The 23,805-nt window shown below is 60.4% G+C and carries 20 protein-coding genes; 13 read left to right on the top strand and 7 right to left on the bottom strand.

Going from position 1 to position 23,805, the window contains the following annotated elements:
- Nucleotides 1–1,254 (top strand): polyphosphate kinase 1 (gene ppk1 / locus HX873_RS10750; RefSeq protein ID WP_177122659.1); only part of this gene is annotated, 1,254 nt, incomplete at its 5' end.
- A 186-nt stretch (nt 1,255–1,440) separates the two neighbouring features.
- On the opposite strand, the gene ppx is transcribed toward ppk1, so the two are convergent.
- Nucleotides 1,441–2,943 (bottom strand): exopolyphosphatase, encoded by a 1,503-nt coding sequence (gene ppx, locus HX873_RS10755; RefSeq protein WP_003214007.1) that lies wholly within the window; start codon nt 2,941–2,943, stop codon nt 1,441–1,443.
- 472 nt (nt 2,944–3,415) lie between these two features.
- On the opposite strand from ppx, the gene HX873_RS10760 reads away from it, so the two are divergent.
- From HX873_RS10760 to HX873_RS10775, 4 genes are all read left to right on the top strand, one after another.
- Nucleotides 3,416–4,075 (top strand): DUF1120 domain-containing protein, encoded by a 660-nt coding sequence (locus HX873_RS10760; RefSeq protein ID WP_102604076.1) that lies wholly within the window; start codon nt 3,416–3,418, stop codon nt 4,073–4,075.
- 123 nt (nt 4,076–4,198) lie between these two features.
- Nucleotides 4,199–4,915, top strand: coding sequence for a fimbria/pilus chaperone family protein (locus HX873_RS10765; protein WP_218170309.1), 717 nt, complete (start codon nt 4,199–4,201; stop codon nt 4,913–4,915).
- Between the two features lie 7 nt (nt 4,916–4,922).
- The gene (locus HX873_RS10770; RefSeq protein WP_256349625.1) at nt 4,923–7,427 is read left to right on the top strand and encodes a fimbria/pilus outer membrane usher protein; all 2,505 of its coding nucleotides are present in this window, start codon (nt 4,923–4,925) and stop codon (nt 7,425–7,427) included.
- On the top strand, nt 7,393–7,983 hold the full coding sequence (locus HX873_RS10775) for a hypothetical protein (protein ID WP_177122661.1): 591 nt from the start codon (nt 7,393–7,395) through the stop codon (nt 7,981–7,983). Before HX873_RS10770 ends, HX873_RS10775 begins: the two co-directional genes overlap by 35 nt.
- Nucleotides 7,984–7,987: 4 nt before the next feature.
- On the opposite strand, the gene HX873_RS10780 is transcribed toward HX873_RS10775, so the two are convergent.
- The 4 genes from HX873_RS10780 to HX873_RS10795 are packed head-to-tail and all read right to left on the bottom strand — an operon-like array spanning nt 7,988 to nt 10,835.
- Nucleotides 7,988–8,725 carry an amino acid ABC transporter ATP-binding protein gene (locus HX873_RS10780; RefSeq protein ID WP_003213999.1) on the bottom strand — a complete coding sequence of 246 codons (738 nt, stop codon included), beginning with the start codon at nt 8,723–8,725 and terminating at the stop codon, nt 7,988–7,990.
- Nucleotides 8,712–9,362 carry an amino acid ABC transporter permease gene (locus HX873_RS10785; RefSeq protein WP_003213996.1) on the bottom strand — a complete coding sequence of 217 codons (651 nt, stop codon included), beginning with the start codon at nt 9,360–9,362 and terminating at the stop codon, nt 8,712–8,714. Before HX873_RS10785 ends, HX873_RS10780 begins: the two co-directional genes overlap by 14 nt.
- The gene (locus HX873_RS10790; protein ID WP_003213995.1) at nt 9,359–10,027 is read right to left on the bottom strand and encodes an amino acid ABC transporter permease; all 669 of its coding nucleotides are present in this window, start codon (nt 10,025–10,027) and stop codon (nt 9,359–9,361) included. Before HX873_RS10790 ends, HX873_RS10785 begins: the two co-directional genes overlap by 4 nt.
- A 22-nt stretch (nt 10,028–10,049) precedes the next feature.
- Nucleotides 10,050–10,835 carry a transporter substrate-binding domain-containing protein gene (locus HX873_RS10795; RefSeq protein ID WP_003213993.1) on the bottom strand — a complete coding sequence of 262 codons (786 nt, stop codon included), beginning with the start codon at nt 10,833–10,835 and terminating at the stop codon, nt 10,050–10,052.
- A 255-nt stretch (nt 10,836–11,090) separates the two neighbouring features.
- Here HX873_RS10795 and HX873_RS10800 point away from each other — a divergent pair, with 255 nt between their 5' ends.
- The 6 genes from HX873_RS10800 (at nt 11,091) to HX873_RS10825 (ending at nt 18,397) form a co-directional block, all read left to right on the top strand.
- A complete protein-coding gene (locus HX873_RS10800) occupies nt 11,091–11,786 on the top strand; it encodes a FadR/GntR family transcriptional regulator (RefSeq protein WP_003213991.1) in 696 nt (231 codons plus the stop codon).
- Nucleotides 11,787–11,907: 121 nt separating this feature from the next.
- Nucleotides 11,908–12,237: a thioredoxin TrxA gene (trxA, locus tag HX873_RS10805; RefSeq protein ID WP_003213989.1), complete on the top strand. Its 330-nt coding sequence runs from the start codon at nt 11,908–11,910 to the stop codon at nt 12,235–12,237.
- A gap of 234 nt (nt 12,238–12,471) precedes the next feature.
- Complete coding sequence (rho, locus tag HX873_RS10810) at nt 12,472–13,731, top strand: transcription termination factor Rho (protein WP_008438874.1); 1,260 nt, start codon at nt 12,472–12,474, stop codon at nt 13,729–13,731.
- 156 nt (nt 13,732–13,887) lie between these two features.
- Nucleotides 13,888–15,873 carry an acyltransferase family protein gene (locus HX873_RS10815; RefSeq protein WP_102604079.1) on the top strand — a complete coding sequence of 662 codons (1,986 nt, stop codon included), beginning with the start codon at nt 13,888–13,890 and terminating at the stop codon, nt 15,871–15,873.
- Between the two features lie 89 nt (nt 15,874–15,962).
- A complete protein-coding gene (gene ubiD / locus HX873_RS10820; RefSeq protein WP_008438879.1) occupies nt 15,963–17,429 on the top strand; it encodes a 4-hydroxy-3-polyprenylbenzoate decarboxylase in 1,467 nt (488 codons plus the stop codon).
- Nucleotides 17,429–18,397 carry a CDP-6-deoxy-delta-3,4-glucoseen reductase gene (locus HX873_RS10825; RefSeq protein ID WP_003213981.1) on the top strand — a complete coding sequence of 323 codons (969 nt, stop codon included), beginning with the start codon at nt 17,429–17,431 and terminating at the stop codon, nt 18,395–18,397. The genes ubiD and HX873_RS10825 overlap by 1 nt, the downstream gene beginning before the upstream one ends.
- A 150-nt stretch (nt 18,398–18,547) precedes the next feature.
- On the opposite strand, the gene HX873_RS10830 is transcribed toward HX873_RS10825, so the two are convergent.
- Entirely contained in the window at nt 18,548–19,024 is a 477-nt protein-coding gene (locus HX873_RS10830) for a hypothetical protein (protein ID WP_003213979.1), read from the bottom strand.
- Between the two features lie 329 nt (nt 19,025–19,353).
- Between HX873_RS10830 and HX873_RS10835 the strand changes: the two genes are divergently transcribed.
- Nucleotides 19,354–21,747 carry a TonB-dependent siderophore receptor gene (locus HX873_RS10835; protein WP_177122662.1) on the top strand — a complete coding sequence of 798 codons (2,394 nt, stop codon included), beginning with the start codon at nt 19,354–19,356 and terminating at the stop codon, nt 21,745–21,747.
- A 40-nt stretch (nt 21,748–21,787) separates the two neighbouring features.
- Entirely contained in the window at nt 21,788–22,441 is a 654-nt protein-coding gene (locus tag HX873_RS10840; protein WP_003213974.1) for a gamma-glutamylcyclotransferase, read from the top strand.
- Here HX873_RS10840 and glpT read toward each other — a convergent pair.
- Entirely contained in the window at nt 22,438–23,775 is a 1,338-nt protein-coding gene (glpT, locus tag HX873_RS10845; protein ID WP_003213972.1) for a glycerol-3-phosphate transporter, read from the bottom strand. The genes HX873_RS10840 and glpT overlap by 4 nt on opposite strands.
- Between the last annotated feature and the right edge of the window lie 30 nt (nt 23,776–23,805).

The following is a 23,805-nucleotide window of genomic DNA, read 5'->3' on the forward strand; positions in this document are numbered from 1 at the left end:
CTGTCCGACTACCTGCTCAAGCAGTTCAACCTGAGCGAGACCGAGCTGTACCAGGTCAATGGCCCGGTGAACCTGACGCGCCTGTTCAGCATTACTGGTCTGGACAGCCACCCGGAGCTGCAATACACGCCGTTCACCCCGCAGATCCCGAAACTGCTGCAAAACAGCGAGAACATCTTCAGTGTGGTGAGCAAGCAGGACATTCTGCTGCTGCACCCGTTCGAGTCCTTCACCCCGGTGGTCGACCTGCTGCGCCAGGCCGCCAAGGACCCGCACGTGCTGGCTGTGCGCCAAACCCTGTACCGCTCCGGCGCCAACTCCGAAATCGTCGATGCGCTGGTGGATGCCGCGCGTAACGGCAAGGAAGTGACGGCGGTGATCGAACTGCGGGCGCGGTTCGACGAAGAGTCCAACCTGCAACTGGCCAGCCGTCTGCAAGCCGCCGGTGCGGTGGTGATCTACGGCGTGGTCGGCTTCAAGACCCACGCCAAGATGATGCTGATCCTGCGCCGCGAAGCCGGTGAGATCGTGCGCTACGCCCACTTGGGCACCGGCAACTACCACGCCGGCAACGCCAAGCTCTACACCGACTACAGCCTCCTGACCTCCGACGATGCCTTGTGTGAAGACGTCGGCAAGCTGTTCAGCCAGTTGATCGGCATGGGCAAGACCTTGCGCATGAAGAAACTGCTGCACGCGCCGTTCACCCTGAAGAAGGGCATGCTCGACATGATTGCCCGCGAGACCCAGTTCGCCCTCGAAGGCAAGCCGGCGCACATCATCGCCAAGTTCAACTCGCTGACCGATCCGAAGATCATCCGCGCGCTGTACAAGGCCAGCCAGTCGGGTGTGCGTATCGATTTGGTGGTGCGTGGCATGTGCTGCCTGCGGCCGGGCATCGCCGGGGTATCCCATAACATCCACGTGCGTTCGATCATCGGGCGCTTCCTGGAGCACACGCGGGTGTTCTACTTCCTCAATGGCGGCGAGGAGCAGATGTTCCTCTCCAGTGCCGACTGGATGGAGCGCAACCTCGACAAGCGTGTGGAGACCTGCTTCCCGGTGGAAGGCAAGAAACTGATCATGCGGGTCAAGAAGGAGCTGGAAAGTTATCTCACCGATAACACCCACAGCTGGAGCCTGCAGTCGGACGGGCGCTACGTGCGCAACACCCCGACCGGCAACCAGAACCCGCGCAGCGCCCAGGCGACGTTGCTGGAGAAGCTGGGCAGCCCGATTCTGACGGTGAACTAAAAACCGACGCGGTCAAAAATGTGGGAGCGGGCTTGCTCGCGAAAGCGGTGGATCAGTCGATGAATCTGTTGACTGACACTCCGCCTTCGCGAGCAAGCCCGCTCCCACATTTGTTTTGTGGCGTTGGATTGTTCCCACGCTCTGCGTGGGAATACATCCTGTGACGCTCCGCGTCACTCACTCATATCAGCGCACGTTCAGCGTGAACCCAACCCGCGTCAGCCACTCGGCTTCCTGGGCGAAATCCGCCTGGGTCAGCTGGTTTTCATCCAGCCAGTTCTTCGGGAATACCACGTCCAGACTGTCGGCATTGGCCCGCAGGACCACTTGCGGCATTTCCTGGGTACCACGGATGTGGTGGAACAGGATCGCAAACCGCAGCAGCGCGCACAGGCGAATCAGCTTGATGCCCTCGGCACCGAACTCGGCAAACTTGTCCCGGGGGATGTTGCGGCGGTGGCCGCGTACCAGCAGCGCGAGCATCTGCTGGTCTTCACGGGAGAAACCCGCCAGGTCCGAGTGCTCGATCAGGTAGGCGCCGTGCTTGTGGTAATGGTAGTGGGCGATGTCCAGCCCCACTTCATGGACCTTGGCCGCCCAGCCCAGCAGTTCACGCCACACGCCGTCTTCCAGGTCCCAATCCGCTGCGACCTGGTCGAAAGCATGCAGCGCCTTGCGTTCAACCCGCGCCGCCTGTTCCAGGTCGACGTGGTAACGCTCCATCAACGAGCTGAGGGTGCGCTCACGGACGTCTTCATGATGATGACGGCCCAGCAGGTCGTAGAGCACCCCTTCACGCAGGGCGCCATCGCAGTGGTCCATGCGTTGCAGTTCAAGGGCGTCGAAAATCGCTTCGAGAATCGCCAGGCCCGCCGGGAAAATGGTGCGGCGATCAGGCTTGATGCCTTCGAAGTCGATCTTCTCGGCATCCCCCAGCTTGAACAGCTTGCGCTTGAGCCAGGCCAGGCCTTCGGCGTTGACCTCGCCAGTGCCATGGCCGCCGGCCTTGAGGGCCAGGCCGATGGCGCGGATGGTGCCGGACGAACCGATGGCCTCATCCCAGGTCAGGCGGTGCAGGGCGTGCTCGATGCTCATGATCTCCAGCCGCGCCGCCGTATAAGCCTGGGCGTAGCGGGCCGGGGTGATCTTGCCGTCCTTGAAATAGCGCTGGGTGTAGCTGACGCAGCCCATTTGCAGGCTTTCGCGCAGCAGCGGCTCGAAGCGCTGGCCAATAATGAATTCGGTACTGCCACCGCCGATGTCGGCCACCAGGCGCTTGCCCGGAGTGTCGGCCAGGGTGTGGGACACGCCGAGGTAGATCAGGCGTGCTTCCTCGCGGCCGGAGATGACCTCTACCGGGTGCCCGAGGATCTCCTCGGCGCGGCGGATGAACTCGCCCCGGTTGCGGGCTTCGCGCAGGGCGTTGGTGCCGACGATCCGCACGGCGCCCGGGGGCATGCCGTTGATCAGTTGGGCAAAGCGCTTCAGGCAATCGAGCCCGCGCTGCATGGATTCTTCATTGAGCTGACGCTCGTCGTCGATCCCGGCAGCCAGCTGCACTTTCTCGCCGAGCCGCTCAAGGATGCGGATTTCGCCGTTCTGGGCCTTGGCCACGACCATGTGAAAGCTGTTGGAGCCCAGGTCGATGGCGGCGATCAGGGACAGATTCTTGGCTTGGGATTGCGGCATGGTTAAGGGGTCTCGGTCGATAACCTCGCCATCGTGCCACGATCAACCGCTGACGCCAACGCGTAGTGCTTCCGGAATTCGCTCATCGGTGTCTTGGAGGAAAATCTGCAGGATATGTAGGGCGATTCTTGATGCGCCTGGCGATTGTTCCGTCGGGCAAGTGGAGTAACGGAAATCTCCAGCTTTAATAGGCTTCCTGAATATGCCTACATGGCTGGGTTATTTGTTCCAGTCGATAATTAAGTCAGGACTACTGCAAGGATGATCTAAGGGGACATTGTTTTTTTACCGCTCTGACACTAGTTCAGGCGTCGTCTCATTCTTTCTTCGGGTGTTTACGAGAGAGACTGTCACTTGGCAATTAAGCCGTGGTGTTAACTATTTGTAGTTTGCCTATCAAGGTTGATAGCAGTTGGGCATGGAATAGCCCGGCGAACCACATGCACCTGAGAACTTCAGTGACAGGATGAACATGAACAGAACATTTGGTTTGGCAATAGTGGTCGTTGGCCTGGCGGTAAGCATGGGTGCTCAAGCAAATACAAGTGGTGCCGGGAACCTGAGAGTCACCGGAACCATTAAACCAGCTGCATGCACGGTAAACCTCGGCGCCACAGGCGGCACCGTTGATTACGGTACGATCAATGCGTCGAGCATTCCGCTGACCTCTTTCTATCCTCTGCCGGAAAAGTCGCTGCCGTTAAACGTCAACTGTGGTGCGGCGGCTGCCCAGATGGCACTGTCCGTTACTGACTCACAAACAAACAGTGTCGTAAGGGGGATCCTGGGAACCGGCTTCACCGACAACCACAACTTTGGTCTTGGCGCGGTCGGAACCAGGAATACCGGTGGCTATTCGATCAGGCTCGCCACCTTGACCACTGTCGGCGCTACGCTGTACCCGCTTAGAAGGACAAGCTCCGGCGGTGCCTGGAGCACCAGTGACGGCAAGGTCGAAAAATCTCCTTACCAGCACTCCTGGAGCCGTAATAACAACACAACTCCAGCCGCGGTCTCTTCCGTTACCGGCACTCTCGTAGTCAAGGCTGTGATCAATCGCGGCGATGCACTGGATCTCAGCAGGGATATTCAATTGAATGGAGCTGCTACTTTGGTAGTAACTCGAATCTAACTCTATAAACATGGCCAGCATTTAGCAGGCGGTCGCGCACCGTGGCTTCGTGCTGGCTCTTTATATGCGTATAGGTATTTCGTGATTGTCAACGGTGCGTTATCTGGTTGCGGGTAGAGTTCGATGAGTCGTCTTTTAAATACAGTTAATGCTCTGTTCTGGTGTGCGAATCTTTATTTTTTAGTTTCTGGCAGTGTAAGAGCGGATGGGATGGAGCCGGAAACATCCGTTGTTATTCTTTATGAAGAGAACGGTGAAGCGACGATCAACGTAAAAAATACGGACGCTGGCCCTGCTTTACTTCACACAGTCATTCAAAACGTCCCGGAAGATCCGGAGACACTCTTGATCGTTACGCCTCCTATCGCCCGTGTCGAACCGGGCGAAACACAACTTGTGCGGTTTATCAGTACCTTGAAGCAGCCGCTCAAGACCCAGCGATTGAAGCGTGTCACCTTTGAAGGTATTCCGCAGGCGCGCGCCGAAGGGCGCTCGACCATTGGAGTGACCATTCGACAGGACTTACCGCTGATCCTGCATCCCCAGGGCTTGCCGCGGCATCAGGAGCCATGGAAGTTGCTGAAGTGGAAGCTGCGGGGAAATCGGCTGACGGTTCATAACGACAGTGCCTACGTGGTCCGGATGGGGCTGGAGGTACACCTGCTGCCGTCGAGGCACCCGGCGATATTGCCGCGCACCTATATCCTGCCTGGCGAAATGTTATCGACCCGCATCGAAGAGGCGGTGGCCCAGGTGAGCGGTGTCGAGATTCAACCGGCGACGGTCTACGGGTATTCGGCAACCGCCTACGAAGCCTCCGTTGTTGTCGAGGCGGGTTGAGCGGTCTATGAGAAATGCTACCCATGCAAACGATTGGAGCCTCTCTGTACGACCCATTCGAATCTCGGTTTCCCGGACTTGTATCGGCCTGGCAACGCTGTGGAGCCTTCCCGCCTGCGCGCTGGAGCTCGGATCGGGTTTTGATCTGGCGGTCTTGTCGGCGAACGGGATCGACCCGAAGGTTGCCCATTATTTTCGCAGTGCTGCGCGATTCCGCGAGGGCGTGCACGTGGTGGGGCTGCAGGTCAACGGCACCTCATTGGGCCTGGTGGAGGCACGCTTCGACTACCAGGGGCAGTTGTGTTTTACCCCGGTCCTGCTGGACAAGGCCGGGTTGCGGTTGCCAGCCGCGATTATTCGGCCGGGTATCGCGCCCGATCAGGCGTGTCATGACTTTCTCGGTGCTTACCCCGCGACCATCGTCAAGTTGCGCCCCGGCAGCGATGAGGTATCGCTGGTGGTGCCTACTCAGTCAATGCGCGAGGCCGAATGGGATGTCGGCAGTTTCTCCCAGGGCGGTATGGCAGCCTTGTTCAATTACGATGTGCAGGGATTCGAAGAGCGCTTCAACAGCGGCTCTTCCCGCTCGGTTTCGGCCTACACCGAGGCGGGATTCAATATCGGCAACTGGATCGTCCGAAGCCGCCAATTCTTTGTCTCCGATAACGGCAAGCGCAGCAGCGAGCATGTGAATGCCTACGCCCAACGCGATTTCGCGCCCCTGAAGTCGACCTTCCAGGTCGGGCAGATTTCCAGCAACAACCCGGTGTTCGGTGGGTTACAGCTGTCGGGTTTCCAGCTCTCGCCGGATGGCCAATCGCGCAGTCCGGGTGGCAGCAGCGTGGTGGTCGAAGGTTTGGCCCAGAGCCCATCCCGGGTCGAGGTGCGCCAGGCCGGGGTGTTGATCCATACCACACTGGTACCGGAAGGCCCGTTCACGTTGACCGGATTACCCATACTCAATGGCACCAGCGATCTTGAGGTCAGTGTCATTGGCACTCGTGGTGGCAGGCATGGGTTCACCGTCCCTGCCGCGTCCTTTGCGGGGGCGGTACCGATAGAGCCCGGTTATTACTTCTCCCTGGGCAAGGTGCGCGGGGCAAATCCGGGTGCCGGGGAGCCTCCGGTCGTGGCGATGGGCAGTGGGACCTGGGGATTGGGGCGCAACTCGTCACTGGGATTCGGCCTGTTGAGTACCGACGAATACCAGGCGGCGGGTGGCGTGTGGAGCAGTGTTTTTTTCCAGCACCTTTCGGTTGGCGTGCGCCAGAACCTGTCTCGCGATGGCCGGGACGAAGTTACCGGGGCTCGCAGCTCCGTCACCGTGGGAAGTCCGCTGTTCGCCGGCATTGAAATGACGTCGAGTGCCACTACCCAGACGCGGGATTATCGCGAAGTACTGGAAGTGGGGCAGTCGACGCGGCGTGACCAGCGGGATGCCCGCTTCAAGGACCAATACACGGTAGGTTTGAGTTGGGTCGACCCGTCCCTGGGAGGCTTTTCCGTCAGTTATTCCCGCAGCTCGCAATTTGATGATCGCTCCGCCGAACACGTCTTTGCCTCATGGAACCAGCAGTTCAATGGCACCCAGGTGGCTTTGATTGCGGATTCCCGGGTGGGCGGCTCTCGACCGCGCAAGGTCAAGAACACCGTTCGAGACGAGCGCAGCGATGTGTCGGATAAGGGGCTTTCGCTTCGGTTGCAGGTCACCGTGCCGTTCGGTGGGGATCGCCGCGTCACCTCGTATGCCAGTCGGCGGGGCGACAGGTTCGATCTTGGGACCGCCTTCAGCGATCGGGTCAACGACTATGTGAACTATGAAGTGGGGGTTGCGCGTGAGCAGGCGAGCCGTACACAGGCTGTTCACGCCCGCGTGAATGCCATGCCGCGTTACACCCAGATAGGGTTGGGTGTGCGACATGATTCATTGAGCACCGGGTATACCGGCCAATTGCAGGGCGGCGTGGTGGTCCACGACAGAGGCATGACGTTCTCGCCCTATGCCGTCCAGGACACCTTTGGAATTGTCTCGGTGGGTAATGTCGGGGCAGCCAAGGTTTCGACGCCGCAGGGGCCGGTCTGGACTGACTACCGCGGGCAGGCGGTGATCGCCAGCCTGCCTGCCTACCGCAGCAGCAATGTCGAGGTGCAAACCCAATCCCTGCCCAAGCGCATCGACCTGAAAAACGGCACCAAGGTCCTTGCGGCCGGACGCGGTTCTTTCAACACGATCGATTTCGAAGTAGTGAAAGTGCGCCGTGTATTGCTTGAGGTCCGTGACGCGCAGGGCCAACCCTTGCCCCAGGGAGCCTCGGTTTTCGACAGCAACAATGCTTTCCTGACCAGCGTCGTGGGCGAGGGCATGGTCTTCCTTAACAGCCTGGATGAGTCGCGAGCGCTGAACATCTCCTTGCCAGATTCAAGCACCTGCTTGTTGCAACTGAACCTTGAGCCAGAATCCAATGACGACAAATTCTATGAAACAGGTTCGGCGCTCTGCCGTACCCTCTGAGCCGGTGGGGCCTTTTGACGGTGGACGCCTGCGTCATGGGCTTATCCTTTACCTGCTGCTGTTTGTCGTGGTGTTGGCCAATGAGGCGCGGGCAGATAACTGCCAGGTGTCCTTGAGCCAGCCCCGGGTTGATTACGGTCTGGTTCGCCAGGCCGAGCGGGGCGACCCACAGATCGCGCTGGGCAAGCGCACGCTTCGCCTGAACATGGCCTGTGAGGCGCCTGTATCCATGGCGCTGCGCTTTACGGGCGTACCCGCAGGCCTGGAGGGCTTTCGGTTTGGGCGACAGGGGCATTTCACCCTGAGCCTGCAGTCCGCTCAAATCGATGGAAAATCCGTTGAGCTGGTAATGTCGCACCTGTCTGAAGAGCCGGCGACCGGACGATTGCTGCCGGGCCATAGGCTTGTTGCACACGTAGCGGGTATGCCGGTGCATGGGCGCCGCTTCACCGCCCTGGTCAACGTCGAGACCTTCCTGCCTGCGGCTTTGCTGGCCGTCAGGGATGAAACGACATTTGAGGGGCAGGGCGGTTTTGAGTGGGCGCCCGGGGCCTGATGCCTCAGTCCGTGCGCTCCACCGAACCGATGAAGTTGGCCAGCTCGGCGGTCTGCGGATTGGCAAACAGGATTTTCGGGTCGCCCACTTCATGCACCTTGCCCTGGTGCATGAACACCAGCTTGTCACCCACTTCCCGGGCAAAACGCATCTCATGGGTGACCATGATCAGTGTCATGCCATCCTTGGCCAGTTGGCGCACTACGCTGAGCACTTCGTTGACCAGCTCCGGGTCCAGGGCCGAGGTGATTTCATCGCACAGCAGCACTTTGGGCGACATCGCCAGAGCCCGGGCGATTGCTACCCGCTGCTGCTGGCCGCCGGACAAACGATCGGGGAACGCGTCGAACTTCTCCCCCAGCCCAACGCGCTCAAGCATCTGTCGCGCCAATTGTGCGGCCTTGGCTTTCGGCACTTTCTGCACCACTTGCGGCGCAAGCATGACGTTTTCGCCCACCGTCAGGTGTGGGAACAGGTTGAACTGCTGGAACACCATGCCGACTTTCTGCCGCAGGGTGCGCAGGTCGGCGCGGGCGGCGTCGAGGTATTCGCCGTCGACTTCGATCACGCCGTCGTTGATCGACTCCAGGCCATTGAGGGTGCGCAGCAGGGTGGATTTGCCCGAGCCGCTACGACCGATGATTGCCACCACCTGGCCTTCTTCGACACTCAGGTCGATGCCCTTGAGGACGTGGTGATCGCCGTAATACTTATGCAGGGCGGAAATTCTAAGCAGAGGCATGCAGTCTCCTTTCCAGGTAGCGCGCACTGAGGGACAAGGGGTAGCAGAGCAGGAAGTAACCCAGCGCCACCAGGCCATAGACCATGAAGGGTTCGAAGGTAGCGTTGGCGAGCATGCCGCCGGTCTTGGTCAGCTCGGTGAAGCCGATGATCGAGGTCACGGCGGTGCCCTTGACCACTTGCACCGAGAAACCCACGGTTGGCGCCACGGCAATGCGCAGGGCCTGGGGCAGGATCACGTAGCGCAATTGCTCCAGCGGGTTCAGGGCCAGGCTCGCGGACGCCTCCCATTGGCCGTGGGCGATGGAGTCGACGCAGCCACGCCAGATTTCGGCCAGGTAGGCGCTGGTGAACAGGGTCAAGGCAATCGCCGCCGCCAGCCAGGGCGAAATGTCCACGCCGAGCAAGGCGATGCCGAAGAACACCAGGAACAGTTGCATCAACAGCGGCGTGCCCTGGAACAGCTCGATATAGGTGCGGGCGACATTGCGCGGGAACGCCTTGGTGCTGATGCGCATAGTCATCACCAGCAAGCCGATCACGCCGCCGCCGATAAACGCCACCAGCGACAGCAGCAAGGTCCACTGCAAACCGGTGAGCAGGTTGCGCACGATGTCCCAGAACGAAAAATCACTCATCGGGCGTTCCTCATGACATAGCGCCGGCCGATCCAGTTCAGCAATTGGCGGATCATCAGCGCCATGCACAGGTAGACCAGGGTCGTCAGCGCATAGGTTTCAAAGGCGCGGAAGTTGCGCGACTGGATAAAGTTGGCGGCAAAGCTCAGTTCCTCGGTGGCGATCTGCGAGCAGACCGCCGAGCCGAGCATCACGATGATGATCTGGCTGCTCAGGGCCGGCCAGACCTTGCCCAGCGCGGGCAGCAACACCACATGGCGGAACGCCTCGAAACGTGTCATCGCCAGCGCGGCCGCCGCTTCCAGTTGCCCGCGGGGGATCGCCTGGATCCCGGCGCGGATGATCTCGGTGGAGTACGCCCCCAGGTTGATCACCATCGCCAGCACTGCCGCCTGCCATTCGGTGATTTTCAGGCCGAGGGACGGCAGGCCGAAGAAGATGAAAAACAACTGCACCAGGAACGGCGTGTTGCGGATCAACTCGACGTACACGCCGAAGATCCAACTGAACGGCTGAATCTTCCACGCCCGCACCACGGCGCCGACGATTCCCAGCGCCACGCCCAGTACTGCACCGATGGCGGTCAGTTCAAGTGTGAACAGCGCGCCGCGCAGCAGCAGATCGGTATTGGCCAGGACCGGCACAAAGTCGAATTGATAGGCCATAGGCTAACCCTCGTTACCGCGCTCAGAGATCAGCCGGCAGCGGCTCTTTGAGCCACTGCAATGCATTCTTTTCCAGGCTGCCGTCGGCCTTGGCCGCGACCAGGATCTGGTTCACCTTGTCCAGCAGCGCCGGCTCGTTCTTGTTCACGCCCACGTACACCGGCGAGTCCTTGAGCTTCACTTTCAGTGCCGGCACGCGCTTGGGGTTGCGTTCGCTGATGGCCACCATCACCACGTTGCCGCTGGCGATCAGGTCCACCTGGCCGGCGAGGTAGGCGGCGATGGTCGAGTTGTTGTCTTCAAAGCGCTTGATCGTCGCCTCTTTAGGCGCCACGGCGGTCAGCTCGATGTCTTCGATGGCGCCACGGGTCACGCTGATGGTTTTGCCCTTGAGGTCGTCAACGGTGCTGATCGGCGCATCGGGAGGGCCGAATACGGCGAGGTAGAAGGGCGCGTAGGCCTTGGAGAAGTCGATGACCTTCTCGCGCTCGGCGTTCTTGCCCAGGCTGGAAATCACCAGGTCGACCTTGCCGGTGGTGAGGAACGGGATGCGGTTGGTGCTGTTGACTGGGGTCAGTTCAAGCTTGACCTTGAGCTGGTCGGCCAAAAGCTTTGCGGTGTCGATGTCCAGGCCGCGGGGCTTCATGTCCGGGCCGACCGAGCCGAACGGCGGGAAATCCTGGGGCACGGCCACCTTGAGGGTGCCACGGGCGACGATATCGTCCAGACCGTTGGCCTGGGCGGGCGCCTGGCTCAGCATCAGGCTGGCAAACAGGGCAGTGAGCAGGGCGCTGCAACGCTTGGTCATGGCGACTCTCCGAAAAGGACGAAAGGATTTTCCGGTTTTTGCCAGTGCACAGCCCATGCCAGCACCGCCGTATTTCGCGCCAGAGCCGGTGGCTGTTGAGTCTTGGCGGTCTTACTGGTCTGAACAGTTAATGGGTTTTCTGCACCCTTTTCGAGCGCCGTCAAAACCGCGCGAGCCCCTTTGGGGCGTGGCTTGCCGGGCGCTGCGAATAGCTTTACAACTAGTCGCTCAGTTGACTGGAAACCTGAGTTTCTTATGAATTCCATCGCCCAAGCCGTACCGGAAGTGGCGCTACAGGCCATCCGCAAATTGATCGCTGACGAGGGCTTCGGGCCGGGTGATGCGTTGCCCTCCCAGCGCGACCTGGCGCTGCAATTGGGCGTGAGCCGGGCCTCTTTGCGTGAAGCCTTGTCGTCCCTCAGTGCCTTGGGCGTGGTAAGTGTGCAGCCGGGCAAGGGCGTGTTCGTGCAAGCGGCCGAAGAGCTGCCGGGGTTGGCCTGGCCGTTTACGGCACAGGCGACGCCGCTGGATATCTTTCAACTGCGCTACGCCCTGGAAGGTTTTGCGGCGGGGCTGGCGGCGGTGACGCTGACCACCGGGGAGTTGGACATCCTGGAAGATAACGTCGAGGCGATGCGCAAGGAGCTGAAGGCCGGTGATTTCGAGGCAGCCGCCCGGCTGGACTTCGAATTCCACCGGCGCATCCTGCTGGCCAGCGGCAATCAGGCGATGGTGAGCATCCTCAGCGCCAGTGCCGAGGTGTTCCTGGAGAGCCAGAAACTACCGTTCATCCGGCCGGAGCGGGCCATGGAGACCTGGCAGGAGCACCGCAAGGTCCTCCGTGCCCTGGCCCGACGCGCCAGCGGGGCGGCGCAGAAAAGCATGCAGGAACATGTGCGTAACGCGGCGTTGCGTACAGGGATTGCCTTCATCACTCCCGTAACCCCATGAGTTGGGCTATACCCAAACTCATGCGCCATCATAGGAAGAGTCAATCAGCTGCAGCTTCCTGAACGCGGGAAGGGCGGCTATGATGGGCAACGTTTTTTTTGCTTACAACCCGGAGACATCCATGAGCAACGATCTTATCAAGCACGTCACCGACGCGACCTTCGAGGCCGAAGTACTGAAGGCCCAGGGCCCGGTGCTGGTTGACTACTGGGCTGAGTGGTGCGGTCCTTGCAAAATGATCGCTCCGGTCCTGGACGACATTGCCACCACTTACGAAGGCAAGTTGACCATTGCCAAGCTGAACATCGATGACAACCAGGAAACTCCGGCCAAGCACGGCGTGCGTGGTATCCCGACCCTGATGCTGTTCAAGAACGGCAACGTCGAGGCCACCAAGGTCGGCGCGCTGTCGAAGTCCCAGCTGCAAGCTTTCCTCGACGCCAATATCTAAGCGTCCTCAAAAAGCCCCGCAATTTGCGGGGCTTTTTCGTGAAACAGGGCTAGACGCTCTGAAACTCAGGTGGTACATTCGGCCCCGCACTGGTTTCTCCACTGCCCCCTGCAAGCCGTCGCCGACGCTCTCCTTTTCGATTAGTACGCGATCCTGTCGCCTTCTCTGCGGCGCGGCCTCATTAAGCCAAAAGCTTAATTTCCCCCCCTCCATAAATGATTACGTCATTCCTATATGAATCTGACTGAACTCAAGCAAAAGCCGATTACCGAACTGCTCGAATTGGCCGAACAGATGGGCATAGAAAATATGGCCCGTTCGCGCAAGCAGGACGTGATTTTCTCCCTGCTGAAAAAGCACGCGAAAAGCGGCGAGGAAATCTCCGGTGATGGCGTGCTGGAGATTCTCCAGGACGGCTTCGGCTTCCTCCGCTCTGCAGACGCTTCCTATCTCGCCGGCCCAGACGATATCTACGTCTCGCCGAGCCAGATCCGTCGCTTCAACTTGCGCACCGGTGACACCATCGTTGGCAAGATCCGCCCTCCAAAGGAAGGCGAGCGTTATTTCGCCCTGCTCAAGGTCGACACGATCAACTACGATCGTCCCGAGAACGCGAAAAACAAGATTCTCTTCGAGAACCTGACGCCGCTGTTCCCGACCGTGCGCATGAAGATGGAAGCCGGCAACGGTTCCACCGAAGACTTGACCGGTCGTGTCATCGACCTGTGTGCCCCGATCGGCAAAGGCCAGCGCGGCCTGATCGTGGCCCCGCCGAAAGCCGGCAAGACCATCATGCTGCAGAACATCGCAGCGAACATCGCCCGTAATAACCCTGAAGTTCACCTGATCGTGTTGCTGATCGATGAGCGTCCGGAAGAAGTAACCGAAATGCAGCGCACCGTGCGCGGCGAAGTGGTTGCCTCGACGTTCGATGAGCCGCCAACCCGCCACGTGCAGGTTGCCGAAATGGTGATCGAGAAGGCCAAGCGCCTGGTCGAACACAAGAAAGACGTGGTGATCCTGCTCGACTCCATCACCCGTCTGGCCCGTGCCTACAACACCGTGATCCCAAGCTCCGGCAAGGTGCTTACCGGTGGTGTCGATGCCCACGCCCTGGAGAAACCGAAACGTTTCTTCGGCGCTGCGCGGAACATCGAAGAAGGCGGCTCGCTGACCATCATCGCCACCGCACTGGTTGAAACCGGTTCGAAGATGGATGAAGTGATCTACGAAGAGTTCAAAGGTACCGGCAACATGGAACTGCCTTTGGACCGTCGTATCGCCGAGAAGCGGGTGTTCCCGGCCATCAACATCAACCGTTCCGGCACGCGCCGCGAAGAGTTGCTGACCGCCGATGACGAACTGCAGCGCATGTGGATCCTGCGCAAGCTGCTGCACCCGATGGACGAAGTTGCGGCCATCGAGTTCCTGATCGACAAGCTGAAAACCACCAAGACCAACGACGAGTTCTTCCTGTCGATGAAGCGCAAGTAACACGACGCTTCGGTCAAAAAGGATGGCGCCCCATGGGGCGCCATTTTTTTTGTTTCTGGAAAAGGAGTTTTGGCTTTAGTGTGTGTCTGTTTAGAAACAAATTCGCGTGTGTGACTACACTCGCTGTCCATCCGATCAGGCAAATTACAAGATTTTATGACCATTCTCGCTTATCGCAGGGACATTGACGGCCTGCGTGCCATAGCTGTGCTCGCTGTTGTGCTGTTTCATTTTGGTGTACCGGGCTTTACCGGCGGCTTTGTCGGCGTCGACGTGTTTTTCGTGATCTCCGGCTACTTGATCACCTCGATCATCTGGCGCGAGCGTGAGGCCGGCCGTTTCAGTTTTGTCAGCTTCTGGGCCAGGCGAGCGCGGCGTATCCTGCCGGCACTGTTCGTGATGATGCTCGGCGCGCTGGTGGTGGGCTGGTTCCTGCTGGCGCCAAAGGATTACAGCGAGTTGGGGCGCTCGATACATAACCAGGTGGTGTTTATCTCCAACCTGTTTTTCATGCGTCAGGACGGTTACTTTGATGTGGCCTCCGATATCAAACCATTGCTGCATACCTGGTCATTGTCGGTTGAAGAACAGTTCTACATCCTCTTCCCACTCCTGCTGACACTGCTGTCGAGCCGGCTCAAATATTGGCGCACGGCGCTGTTCGTGTTGTTGCTGGTGTCATTCGGGATGAGTACATGGGCGGTGGCCCACGCTCCGGAACGAGCCTTTTTCCTGCTGCAGATGCGTGCCTGGGAGCTGTTGGCGGGTGCAATGCTGGCGGTAATGCCGGTACGCGAGTACCGCGCCAGCCCGGCGTTGGCGCAGGCCGTCAGCCTGGCCGGCCTCGGCCTGATCCTGCTGGCGGTCTTCGCGTATGACCCGAGCACGCCGTTTCCCGGCGCCGCAGCGCTGTTGCCGGTGGTGGGCGTGGTCTGCCTGATTTGGGCCAACGGCCAGCAAACTACCCTGATGAGCAAGCTGCTGGGTAGCCGCTTGCTGGTGGGGATTGGCCTGATCTCCTACTCCTGGTACCTGTGGCACTGGCCGGTGTACGTGTTTGGCAAGTACGCCAGTGTCGACGGGCTGGGTCCGTGGGAGCTTGGTGCACTGTTTGTGTTGAGCCTGGTGCTGGGTTATGCGTCCTGGCGGTTTGTCGAGGCGCCGTTCCGTGAACGTCGGCTGTTGGCAGGGCGCAAGCAAATCCTGGTGGCGGCGGGTATCGCGCTGCTTGGGGTGGGACTGCTCGGCAAAGGCCTGGTCTTGACGAAGGGGTTGCCTTGGCGCCTGTCGCCCGAGGCGCTGCAATTTGCCCAGGCGCGCGAGTGGAGCCCGGACCTTATGGCCTGCCTGGTGGATGGTGGGAAAAATCGCCACCATGGATTTTGTCATTTCGGGCCTCAGTCCGCGCCGACGCGCGCGCTGGTCTGGGGCGATAGCCATGCCACGGCGCTGGTTCCGGCGTTGCGAGACGGCGCCAGCAAGTACGGTGTCAGCGTCACGCAGGCAGGTTATGCCGGTTGCCTGCCGTTTAATCGCAAGGAAAGCGTTCCGGGCTGCCTGGCCTTTAACCAGCAGGTCACGCAGTTGCTCGGCAAGGAAACCTTTAGCGACGTGGTGCTGGTGGCGCGCTGGAGCCTGTATGTCTATGGGCAGCGCGATGGTGATACCGAGGCTTCGTTGCTGGACCCGGCGACCGGAACCTATGACCGCGCCTTCGCCGAGCGGCGCTTCGCTGAAAGTCTGGGCGCCCTTGTGCAGCAATTGCGCGCCAGCGGTCATCGGGTGTGGCTGGTCAAGGAAGTCCCCCTGCAGGAATTCAGTCCGCCTTACCGCCTGAGTCGCCTGGCGATGCTCGGCCGGCCCACCGACAAAGAAGGCATGCCCCTGGATGAGCACCTCCAGCGCCAGGCCTATATCAGCAGCGTATTCGAGCGCATGGCGGCGGCTGATCCCGGGGTAAAGGTAATGGATCCGGCGCCCAAGTTATGCAGTGCGAATGACTGGTGCCGGGTGGAACTGGACGGTCAGTCGCTGTACACCGACGACAATCACCTCTCGGCGGTTGGTTCGCGGTATGTCGAGGCGTTTCTTGAACCCTTGTTCAAAGCCTTGCGCGATGAAACCCAGGCATCGGCTCTTTGAGTCTGTGTCGTCGGCAATGCTGCTCAATAAGCTGCCAGCGACCGTAAGAGCAGGTAGGATGTACGCCTATTTTACGGGTGGCATGGTTAATGAAATTCAAGGATCTTCGGGATTTCGTGCAGCAACTTGAGCAGCGCGGAGAGTTGAAACGTATCCAGGTGCCGATTTCCCCGGTCCTGGAGATGACTGAGATTTGCGACCGCACCTTGCGCAACAAGGGCCCGGCGCTGCTGTTCGAAAACCCGGTGGGCTTTGATATCCCGGTGCTCGGCAACCTGTTCGGCACCCCCGACCGCGTGGCGTTTGGCATGGGCGCCGAGTCGGTCAGCGAACTGCGCGAGATCGGCAAGCTGCTGGCCTTCCTCAAGGAGCCCGAGCCACCCAAGGGGCTCAAGGACGCCTGGTCGAAGCTGCCCATCTTCCGCAAGATCATCGCCATGGCCCCCAAGGTCGTGAAAGACGCGGTTTGCCAGGAAGTGGTGATCGAAGGCGAGGATGTCGACCTCGGCATGCTCCCCGTGCAGACCTGCTGGCCTGGCGATGTCGGCCCGCTGATCACCTGGGGCCTGACCGTCACCAAGGGCCCGAACAAGGACCGCCAGAACCTCGGCATCTACCGTCAGCAAGTGATCGGCCGCAACAAGGTCATCATGCGCTGGCTGAGCCACCGTGGCGGCGCCCTGGATTTCCGTGAGTGGTGCGAAAAGCACCCCGGCCAGCCATTCCCTGTTTCCGTGGCCCTGGGCGCCGACCCGGCGACCATCCTCGGCGCCGTCACGCCGGTGCCCGACAGCCTGTCCGAGTACGCTTTCGCGGGCCTGTTGCGCGGCAATCGCACTGAGCTGGTGAAATGCCGCGGTAACGACCTGCAAGTGCCGGCCACCGCCGAAATCATCCTCGAAGGCGTGATTCACCCGGGCGAGATGGCCGATGAAGGCCCCTACGGCGACCACACCGGCTACTACAACGAAGTCGACAGCTTCCCGGTGTTCACCGTCGAGCGCATCACCCACCGGATCAAGCCGATCTACCACAGCACCTACACCGGCCGCCCGCCGGATGAGCCGGCGATCCTCGGCGTGGCGTTGAACGAAGTGTTTGTGCCGATCCTGCAAAAGCAGTTTCCGGAAATCACTGACTTCTACCTGCCGCCCGAAGGCTGCTCGTATCGCATGGCCATCGTGACGATGAAGAAGTCGTACCCCGGCCACGCCAAGCGGGTAATGCTGGGTGTGTGGTCGTTTTTGCGACAGTTCATGTACACCAAGTTCGTTATTGTCACCGACGACGACATCAACGCCCGGGACTGGAACGACGTGATCTGGGCCATCACCACGCGTATGGACCCCAAGCGCGACACGGTGATGATCGACAACACGCCGATCGACTACCTCGACTTTGCTTCCCCGGTATCGGGCCTCGGCTCGAAAATGGGCCTGGACGCCACCCATAAATGGCCGGGTGAAACCACCCGCGAATGGGGCCGCGTGATCGTCAAGGACGAAGCGGTCACTGCCCGTGTCGATGCGCTCTGGAAAGAATTAGGAATAGATTGATGCGTGTAACCCTGCAGCCTTCCGGTGCGGTACTTGAACTGACGCCCGGCGAGCGGATCCTCGAGGGCGCGCGCCGCCTGGGCTACGATTGCCCCCAGGCCTGCCGCAATGGCGTGTGCCACGTGTGCGCGGCGCTGCTGGTGGAAGGCCGGGTGCAGCAAGCCGGTGAGGTGCGTGACCATGGCGAGTTCTATACCTGCATTGCCGAACCGCTGGAAGATTGCATTGTGTTGTGGGATGGCGTGCTGGCGCCGGGAGAATTGCCGGTGCGCAAACTGTCTTGCCAACTGAGTGAATGCGTCGAGGTGGGCGGTGACGTATGGCGCGTGCGCCTGCGGGCTCCGGCCGGCAAGGCGGTGCGCTACCACGCCGGGCAATACCTGATGATCGAGCGGGAAAACGGCGAGAAGTCGGCATTCTCCCTGGCCTCGGCGCCCCACGCCGGGCGCGAGCTGGAATTGCACGTGCTGGCCCGGGAAGACAGCGCCCGCAGCCTGCTGGAGCAGTTGCAGCGCAACCAGATGGCCCGCATCGAAATGCCGTTTGGCGACACCCACCTGGCGGAACTGCCCGACGGGCCGCTGGTGCTGATCGCCGCCGGCACCGGCATGGCCCAGATGCATAGCCTGATCGAACACTGTCGCGCCAGTGGCTTCAAGCACCCGGTGCATCTGTATTGGGGGGTACGTCGACCGGAAGACTTCTACGATATCGAGCACTGGGACCAGTGGCTGCAACTGCCCAACCTGTTCCTGCACAAAGTGGTCAGCGACCTGTGTGGCTGGGAAGGGCGCTGCGGGCTGTTGCATGAAGCGGTGTGCGAAGACATCAGCGACCTCAAGGCCGTGCATGTCTACGCCAGCGGTTCACCGGCGATGATCTACGGCACTCTGGATGCGCTGGTCGAGGCCGGCATGGATGCGCACCAGATGCGTGCTGACGTATTTGCCTACGCACCCCGCCCGTAACGTGTGGCGAGGGAGCTTGCTCCCGCTGGGCTGCGCAGCGGCCCCGAAACAGTCGCTGGGTTCTATCTTTAAGATCGCATGAACTTCAGGGCCGCTTCGCGACCCAGCGGGAGCAAGCTCCCTCGCCACAGAAGCCCTTCAGTGGCTTGATCAGAAACGAACGCCCGTGGTCACCATCGCCGCATTGAACCCGAGCAACACCAGCTCGGCGGCGACCGGCCCGTAGTGGGTGCCCACCGAGGGGATGATCACCGGCGCTACCCCCAGTCCATTCAGCGGAATCTTGTCGCGGTACTTGCCGCGATAGCCCTGGATCACACCCCCTGTCAGCTTCAAGTACACCGGGTAATCGGGCATGTCATAGCGTTTGCCGGCATAGGCGTAGTACGAACGCTGGCTGAACGAGTTGCGAAACGTCGCCCCGCCATACACCAGGCCTGACGCTTCATTGCGCTCCAGGCCGATCAGGTCCTGGTTGTTGTTGTGGTCCTTGTCCGGCGCAAAATGCCGGGTGTAGACGCTCGTCTGGGCATACCAGAAGCCTTTTTCGTCCTGGGTCGGCACTTCCGCCGCCAGGGCGGTGGTGGCCTGTGCCAGGAACAACAGGCTGGGCAGTCGGTATTTCATGGAGTGACCTCGGTAGTCGATTCGGTTGGCGGCCAGGTGGGTCGTGACAGGCGCCTATTTTGAAGGCTCAGCGTGCCCCCAGGCTGAACCTGCGCTGAAACTACAGGGATTGAGGCAGCCAATCCTGATGAGCGGAGCGGCCTGGGCTTATGCATTCGCTTATTCTTTAAAGGTATTTAATTTGTTACATAAATATCATTAAGCTATATGCCAACGGACTACCGACTTTCTGCCAATAACCAATAAATGACCGCCACCGTCCGCCACACGGATCGATCGTACGAGCTCAGAGCATTGACGTTCTGGCTTTTGATTCCAAGGGGAGCGGTATGGGGAGCAACAAGCAGCACCTGCTGTACACGGCGATTTTGTCGGCTAATTTGCTGACCGCTGTGGGATTCAGTCCAGTGGCATCCGCCGAAACGGCCACTGCCGATGTACCCAAACTCGATACAGTCATTGTCACCGGCACCCGCGCCCAAGAGCGCACCGCCAGTGCCTCGTTGTCACCTATCGATGTGATTTCCGGCGACACCTTGCGCAGCACCGGCTCTGATGAGTTGGGCGCGGTGTTGGCCCGATTGATTCCTTCCATCAACTTTCCACGCCCGAGCCTGGTAGACGGTGCCGAACTGGTGCGCCCGGCGCAGCTGCGTGGCCTGTCACCGGACCAGGTGTTGGTGCTGGTCAACGGCAAGCGTCGCCACACCAGTGCCTTCGTCAATCTCGGCGGTGCGGTTGGGCGTGGCTCGGCGCCGGCGGATTTGAATGCGATCCCGTTGTCGGCGGTCGACCATATCGAGGTGCTGCGTGACGGCGCATCGGCCCGCTACGGCTCCGATGCGATTGCCGGGGTGATCAACGTGATCCTCAAGCATGACGACCACGGCGGCTCGATCACCAGCAAGTTTGGTGAGTACAAGAAGGGCGACGGTATCCAGCGCAACCTCAGCGGCAACACCGGTGTGGCACTGGGCGATAACGGGTTTATCAACATCTCTGCCGAAGGTGCCGACAACGATTACACCAACCGCGCCGGCAAGGACCTGCGTCCGGGCAGCGTTGGTTCGACGACCTACGGCCAGCGGGTGTTCCGCCAGGGCGAGCCGGCCACTGACCAGGGCAAGCTGTTTCTCAACTCGGAATATTCCTTCAGCGATGCGGCCGAGTTCTATGCGTTTGGCGGCTACAGCAAGACCCGCGGCGAGACGGCGGCGTTCTACCGGGCCAGCAACGCGAGCAACAACATTCCTGCACTCAACCCCAATGGTTACCTGCCGTTGATTCGCGGTGACGTGGAAGACACGTCCCTGGCGGTCGGCCTGCGCGGCTTGTTGGCCTATGACTGGCACTACGATGTGTCGGTCAACTACGGCAAGAACCAGTACCAGATCGGTACCGAAACCATCAACACCTCGCTGGGCCTGGCCACGCCGCGCAAGTTCGACAATGGCACGTTGGTCAATGACCAGAAGCAACTCAGCCTGGACCTGTCGCGGGAATTCAGCCTGGGCTGGTTGCCGTATCCAGTGTCGGTGGCGTTTGGCGGCGAATACCTGGACCAGGGTTACCAGATCAAGTCGGGCGACCCGGCGTCCTACTACCAGACCGGCAGCTCGGGCCTGGGCGGCTTCCGTGATTCCGACGCCGGCACCAGCACGCGCCACAACTGGGCGCAGTACCTGGACCTGGAAACCAACTTCACCGAAAAACTCAGTGCCTCCGCCGCCGTGCGTCACGAGGACTACAGTGATTTTGGCTCCAACGTCAGCGGCTCGCTCTCGGCGCGCTACGACTTCACCCCGCAAGTGGCCTTGCGCGGCAGTGTATCCAACGGTTTCCGTGCGCCGTCCCTGGCCCAGCAAAACTTCGCCTACACCTCGTCGCAACTGATCGGCAACACCATCCAGGAAGCCGGCACCTTCCCGGCCAACAGCCAGGTGGCGCGCCTGCTCGGCGCTGAAGACCTGAAAGCCGAGAAGTCCCGCAACTACAGTCTCGGCCTGGTGCTGGAGCCGACCGACAACCTGACCGTGACCGCCGATGTCTACCGTATCGACATCAGCGACCGCATCAGCCTGTCCTCCAACCTGGACCTGAGCAAGAACCCGGCTGCGCTCGCGTATCTGCAGGCCAATGGCGTCGGCAACATCAACTACACCACCGTGCGCTACTTCACCAACGCCACCGACACCACCACCAATGGCGTCGACCTGGTGGCCAACTATCGCTACCAACTGGACAACGGTGTGCGCTGGAACAGCACCGTGGGCTACAACTACAACCACACCAAGGTCACCGACGTAAAAGCCAACCCGTCCGTACTGGATAGCCTGGGCGCGAGCCTGGTTCGGGTGGACCGTCGCGAGCGCATCGGCCTGCTGGGCGATACCACGCCACAGCACAAGCTGAGCCTGGGCAACGACCTGAGTTTCGGCAACTGGGCGCTGCACAGTAATTTGGTGCGCTATGGTTCATTCACCAGCTACCAGGCCGACCCGACCAACGACCAGCGCTTCAAGGCCGCCTGGCTGTTGGATCTGTCAGCCGACTACAAGCTGAAAAACTGGACCTTCACCGTTGGCGGCGACAACGTCACCGACAAATACCCGGAAAAACTCAATGCCTACGCCAGCAGTGGTGGCAATTTGGCCTATAGCACTTTTTCGCCATACGGTTACAGCGGCGCGTTCTATTACGGTAAAGTTGCTTACAACTGGTAACAGCTTCTCGTAACAACAAAGGAGACCTAAGCGATCTGCCATGACCGCCATTGAATCTGATCTTTTGCAATTGGCTTACCCTCCGCGGCTCGATCTGGGGCCGCAGCTCACTCACGAACAGTTGATGAGCTCGATGCAAGCCACCATGGCGCTGCACAAGGGTGGGCCGGTCTGGCTATTCGCTTACGGTTCGCTGATCTGGCGGCCTGAATGTTCGTCGACACAGCGGATGCGGGCGCGGGTCCACGGTTATCACCGGGGCTTGTACCTGTGGTCTCATGAGCACCGGGGCACGCCGGAAATACCGGGGTTGGTGTTTGGCCTGGATCGCGGCGGCTCGTGCAGCGGGTTTGCCTACCGCTTGCCGGAAGATCAACTGGAGGCCTCGCTGTATGCCCTGTGGCAGCGCGAGATGCCGTATCCCTCGTACCGGCCGCACTGGCTCAGCTGTCGTCTGGAAGATGGCAGCCAGGTGCAGGCATTGGGATTTGTCCTGGAACGGCACCTGCCCAGTTATGCCGGCAATTTGCCCGACATCGTGCTGAATCACGTGTTGCAAAGCGCTTGCGGGCGTTACGGCACTACGCGCGATTATGTCGAGCAGACCGTCAACGCCCTGCGTAGCCACGCCATGCCAGACAAGAATCTGGAGGCGCGGCTCAAGCGGTGTTCCAAAGGCTGTTCCGACGATTAACGTGCGGCACTGACGCTATTGGTGTGCCACAAGGTGGGGATCAGGAACGCGATGGCCAGCAGGCACGCGCCGATCAGCAATACGAAACCACCGTCCCAGCCGAAATGGTCAACGGTGTAGCCCATGGCCGCACTCGCTGCCACTGAACCACCCAGGTAACCGAACAAGCCCGTAAAGCCCGCTGCGGTACCGGCGGCTTTCTTCGGTGCCAGTTCCAGCGCCTGCAGGCCGATCAGCATCACCGGACCGTAGATCAGGAAGCCGATGGAGAACAGCGCGATCATGTCGATCATCGGGTTGCCCGGCGGGTTGAGCCAGTAAACCAGGGTCGCCACGGTGACCAGGCCCATGAACACAATGCCGGTCAGGCCACGGTTGCCACGGAAGATCTTGTCCGACATCCAGCCGCACAGCAGCGTGCCCGGAATGCCCGCCCACTCGTAGAAGAAGTACGCCCACGAGGTTTTATCCACGTCGAAGTGCTTGGCTTCCTTGAGGTACGTCGGTGCCCAGTCCAGCACGCCGTAGCGCAGCAGGTAGACGAAGACGTTGGCGAAGGCGATGTACCAGAGCATTTTGTTGCGCAGCACGTACTTGACGAAGATTTCCTTGGCGCTGAATTCGTCCTCGTGGCTGGCGTCGTAGCCTTCCGGGTAATCGTTCTTGTATTGCTCGATGGGCGGCAGGCCTACCGATTGCGGGGTGTCGCGCATGGTGATGAAGGCAAATGCCGCCACCAGCAGGGCCACGGTAGCCGGGACGTAGAACGCCGCGTGCCAGTCGTTGAACCAGGCCATGCCCAGCAGGAACAGCGGGCCGATCAAGCCGCCGCCGACGTTATGCGCCACGTTCCATACGGAAACCACACCGCCGCGTTCCTTCTGCGACCACCAGTGCACCATGGTCCGCCCACTTGGCGGCCAGCCCATGCCCTGGGCCCAGCCGTTGATGAACAGCAGAATGAACATCATGGTCACGCTGGAGGTAGCCCAAGGTGCGAAACCGAAAATGAACATCACCCCGGCGGACACCAACAGGCCGAAGGGCAGGAAGTAGCGCGGGTTGGAGCGGTCGGACACCAGGCCCATGAGGAACTTGGACAGGCCGTAGGCAATTGCGATCGCCGACATTGCCAGGCCCAGCTGGCCACGGGTGTAACCCTCGTCGATCAGGTACGGCATGGCCAGGGAGAAGTTCTTGCGCAGCAGGTAGTACCCGGCGTAACCGAAGAAAATACCGGCGAAGATCTGCCAGCGCAGGCGTCGGTACGTGCTGTCTATTTTTTCTTCAGGCAGGGGCGCCTGATGTGCGGCAGGACGGAAGAAAGCAAACATTCAAGAGCTCCAGATTTCTTGTTTTGACTG

Source organism: Pseudomonas sp. P7758 (assembly GCF_013386485.1).
Classification (GTDB): Bacteria; Pseudomonadota; Gammaproteobacteria; order Pseudomonadales; family Pseudomonadaceae; genus Aquipseudomonas.

Bases quoted from the DNA above. Each gene is read 5' to 3' on its own strand.
- ppx (WP_003214007.1), bottom strand. From the start codon at position 2,943: ATGCCGCAATCCCAAGCCAAGAATCTGTCCCTGATCGCCGCCATCGAC.
- HX873_RS10760 (WP_102604076.1), top strand. From the start codon at position 3,416: ATGAACAGAACATTTGGTTTGGCAATAGTGGTCGTTGGCCTGGCGGTA.
- HX873_RS10765 (WP_218170309.1), top strand. From the start codon at position 4,199: ATGAGTCGTCTTTTAAATACAGTTAATGCTCTGTTCTGGTGTGCGAAT.
- HX873_RS10770 (WP_256349625.1), top strand. From the start codon at position 4,923: ATGAGAAATGCTACCCATGCAAACGATTGGAGCCTCTCTGTACGACCC.
- HX873_RS10775 (WP_177122661.1), top strand. From the start codon at position 7,393: ATGAAACAGGTTCGGCGCTCTGCCGTACCCTCTGAGCCGGTGGGGCCT.
- HX873_RS10780 (WP_003213999.1), bottom strand. From the start codon at position 8,725: ATGCCTCTGCTTAGAATTTCCGCCCTGCATAAGTATTACGGCGATCAC.
- HX873_RS10785 (WP_003213996.1), bottom strand. From the start codon at position 9,362: ATGAGTGATTTTTCGTTCTGGGACATCGTGCGCAACCTGCTCACCGGT.
- HX873_RS10790 (WP_003213995.1), bottom strand. From the start codon at position 10,027: ATGGCCTATCAATTCGACTTTGTGCCGGTCCTGGCCAATACCGATCTG.
- HX873_RS10795 (WP_003213993.1), bottom strand. From the start codon at position 10,835: ATGACCAAGCGTTGCAGCGCCCTGCTCACTGCCCTGTTTGCCAGCCTG.
- HX873_RS10800 (WP_003213991.1), top strand. From the start codon at position 11,091: ATGAATTCCATCGCCCAAGCCGTACCGGAAGTGGCGCTACAGGCCATC.
- trxA (WP_003213989.1), top strand. From the start codon at position 11,908: ATGAGCAACGATCTTATCAAGCACGTCACCGACGCGACCTTCGAGGCC.
- rho (WP_008438874.1), top strand. From the start codon at position 12,472: ATGAATCTGACTGAACTCAAGCAAAAGCCGATTACCGAACTGCTCGAA.
- HX873_RS10815 (WP_102604079.1), top strand. From the start codon at position 13,888: ATGACCATTCTCGCTTATCGCAGGGACATTGACGGCCTGCGTGCCATA.
- ubiD (WP_008438879.1), top strand. From the start codon at position 15,963: ATGAAATTCAAGGATCTTCGGGATTTCGTGCAGCAACTTGAGCAGCGC.
- HX873_RS10825 (WP_003213981.1), top strand. From the start codon at position 17,429: ATGCGTGTAACCCTGCAGCCTTCCGGTGCGGTACTTGAACTGACGCCC.
- HX873_RS10830 (WP_003213979.1), bottom strand. From the start codon at position 19,024: ATGAAATACCGACTGCCCAGCCTGTTGTTCCTGGCACAGGCCACCACC.
- HX873_RS10835 (WP_177122662.1), top strand. From the start codon at position 19,354: ATGGGGAGCAACAAGCAGCACCTGCTGTACACGGCGATTTTGTCGGCT.
- HX873_RS10840 (WP_003213974.1), top strand. From the start codon at position 21,788: ATGACCGCCATTGAATCTGATCTTTTGCAATTGGCTTACCCTCCGCGG.
- glpT (WP_003213972.1), bottom strand. From the start codon at position 23,775: ATGTTTGCTTTCTTCCGTCCTGCCGCACATCAGGCGCCCCTGCCTGAA.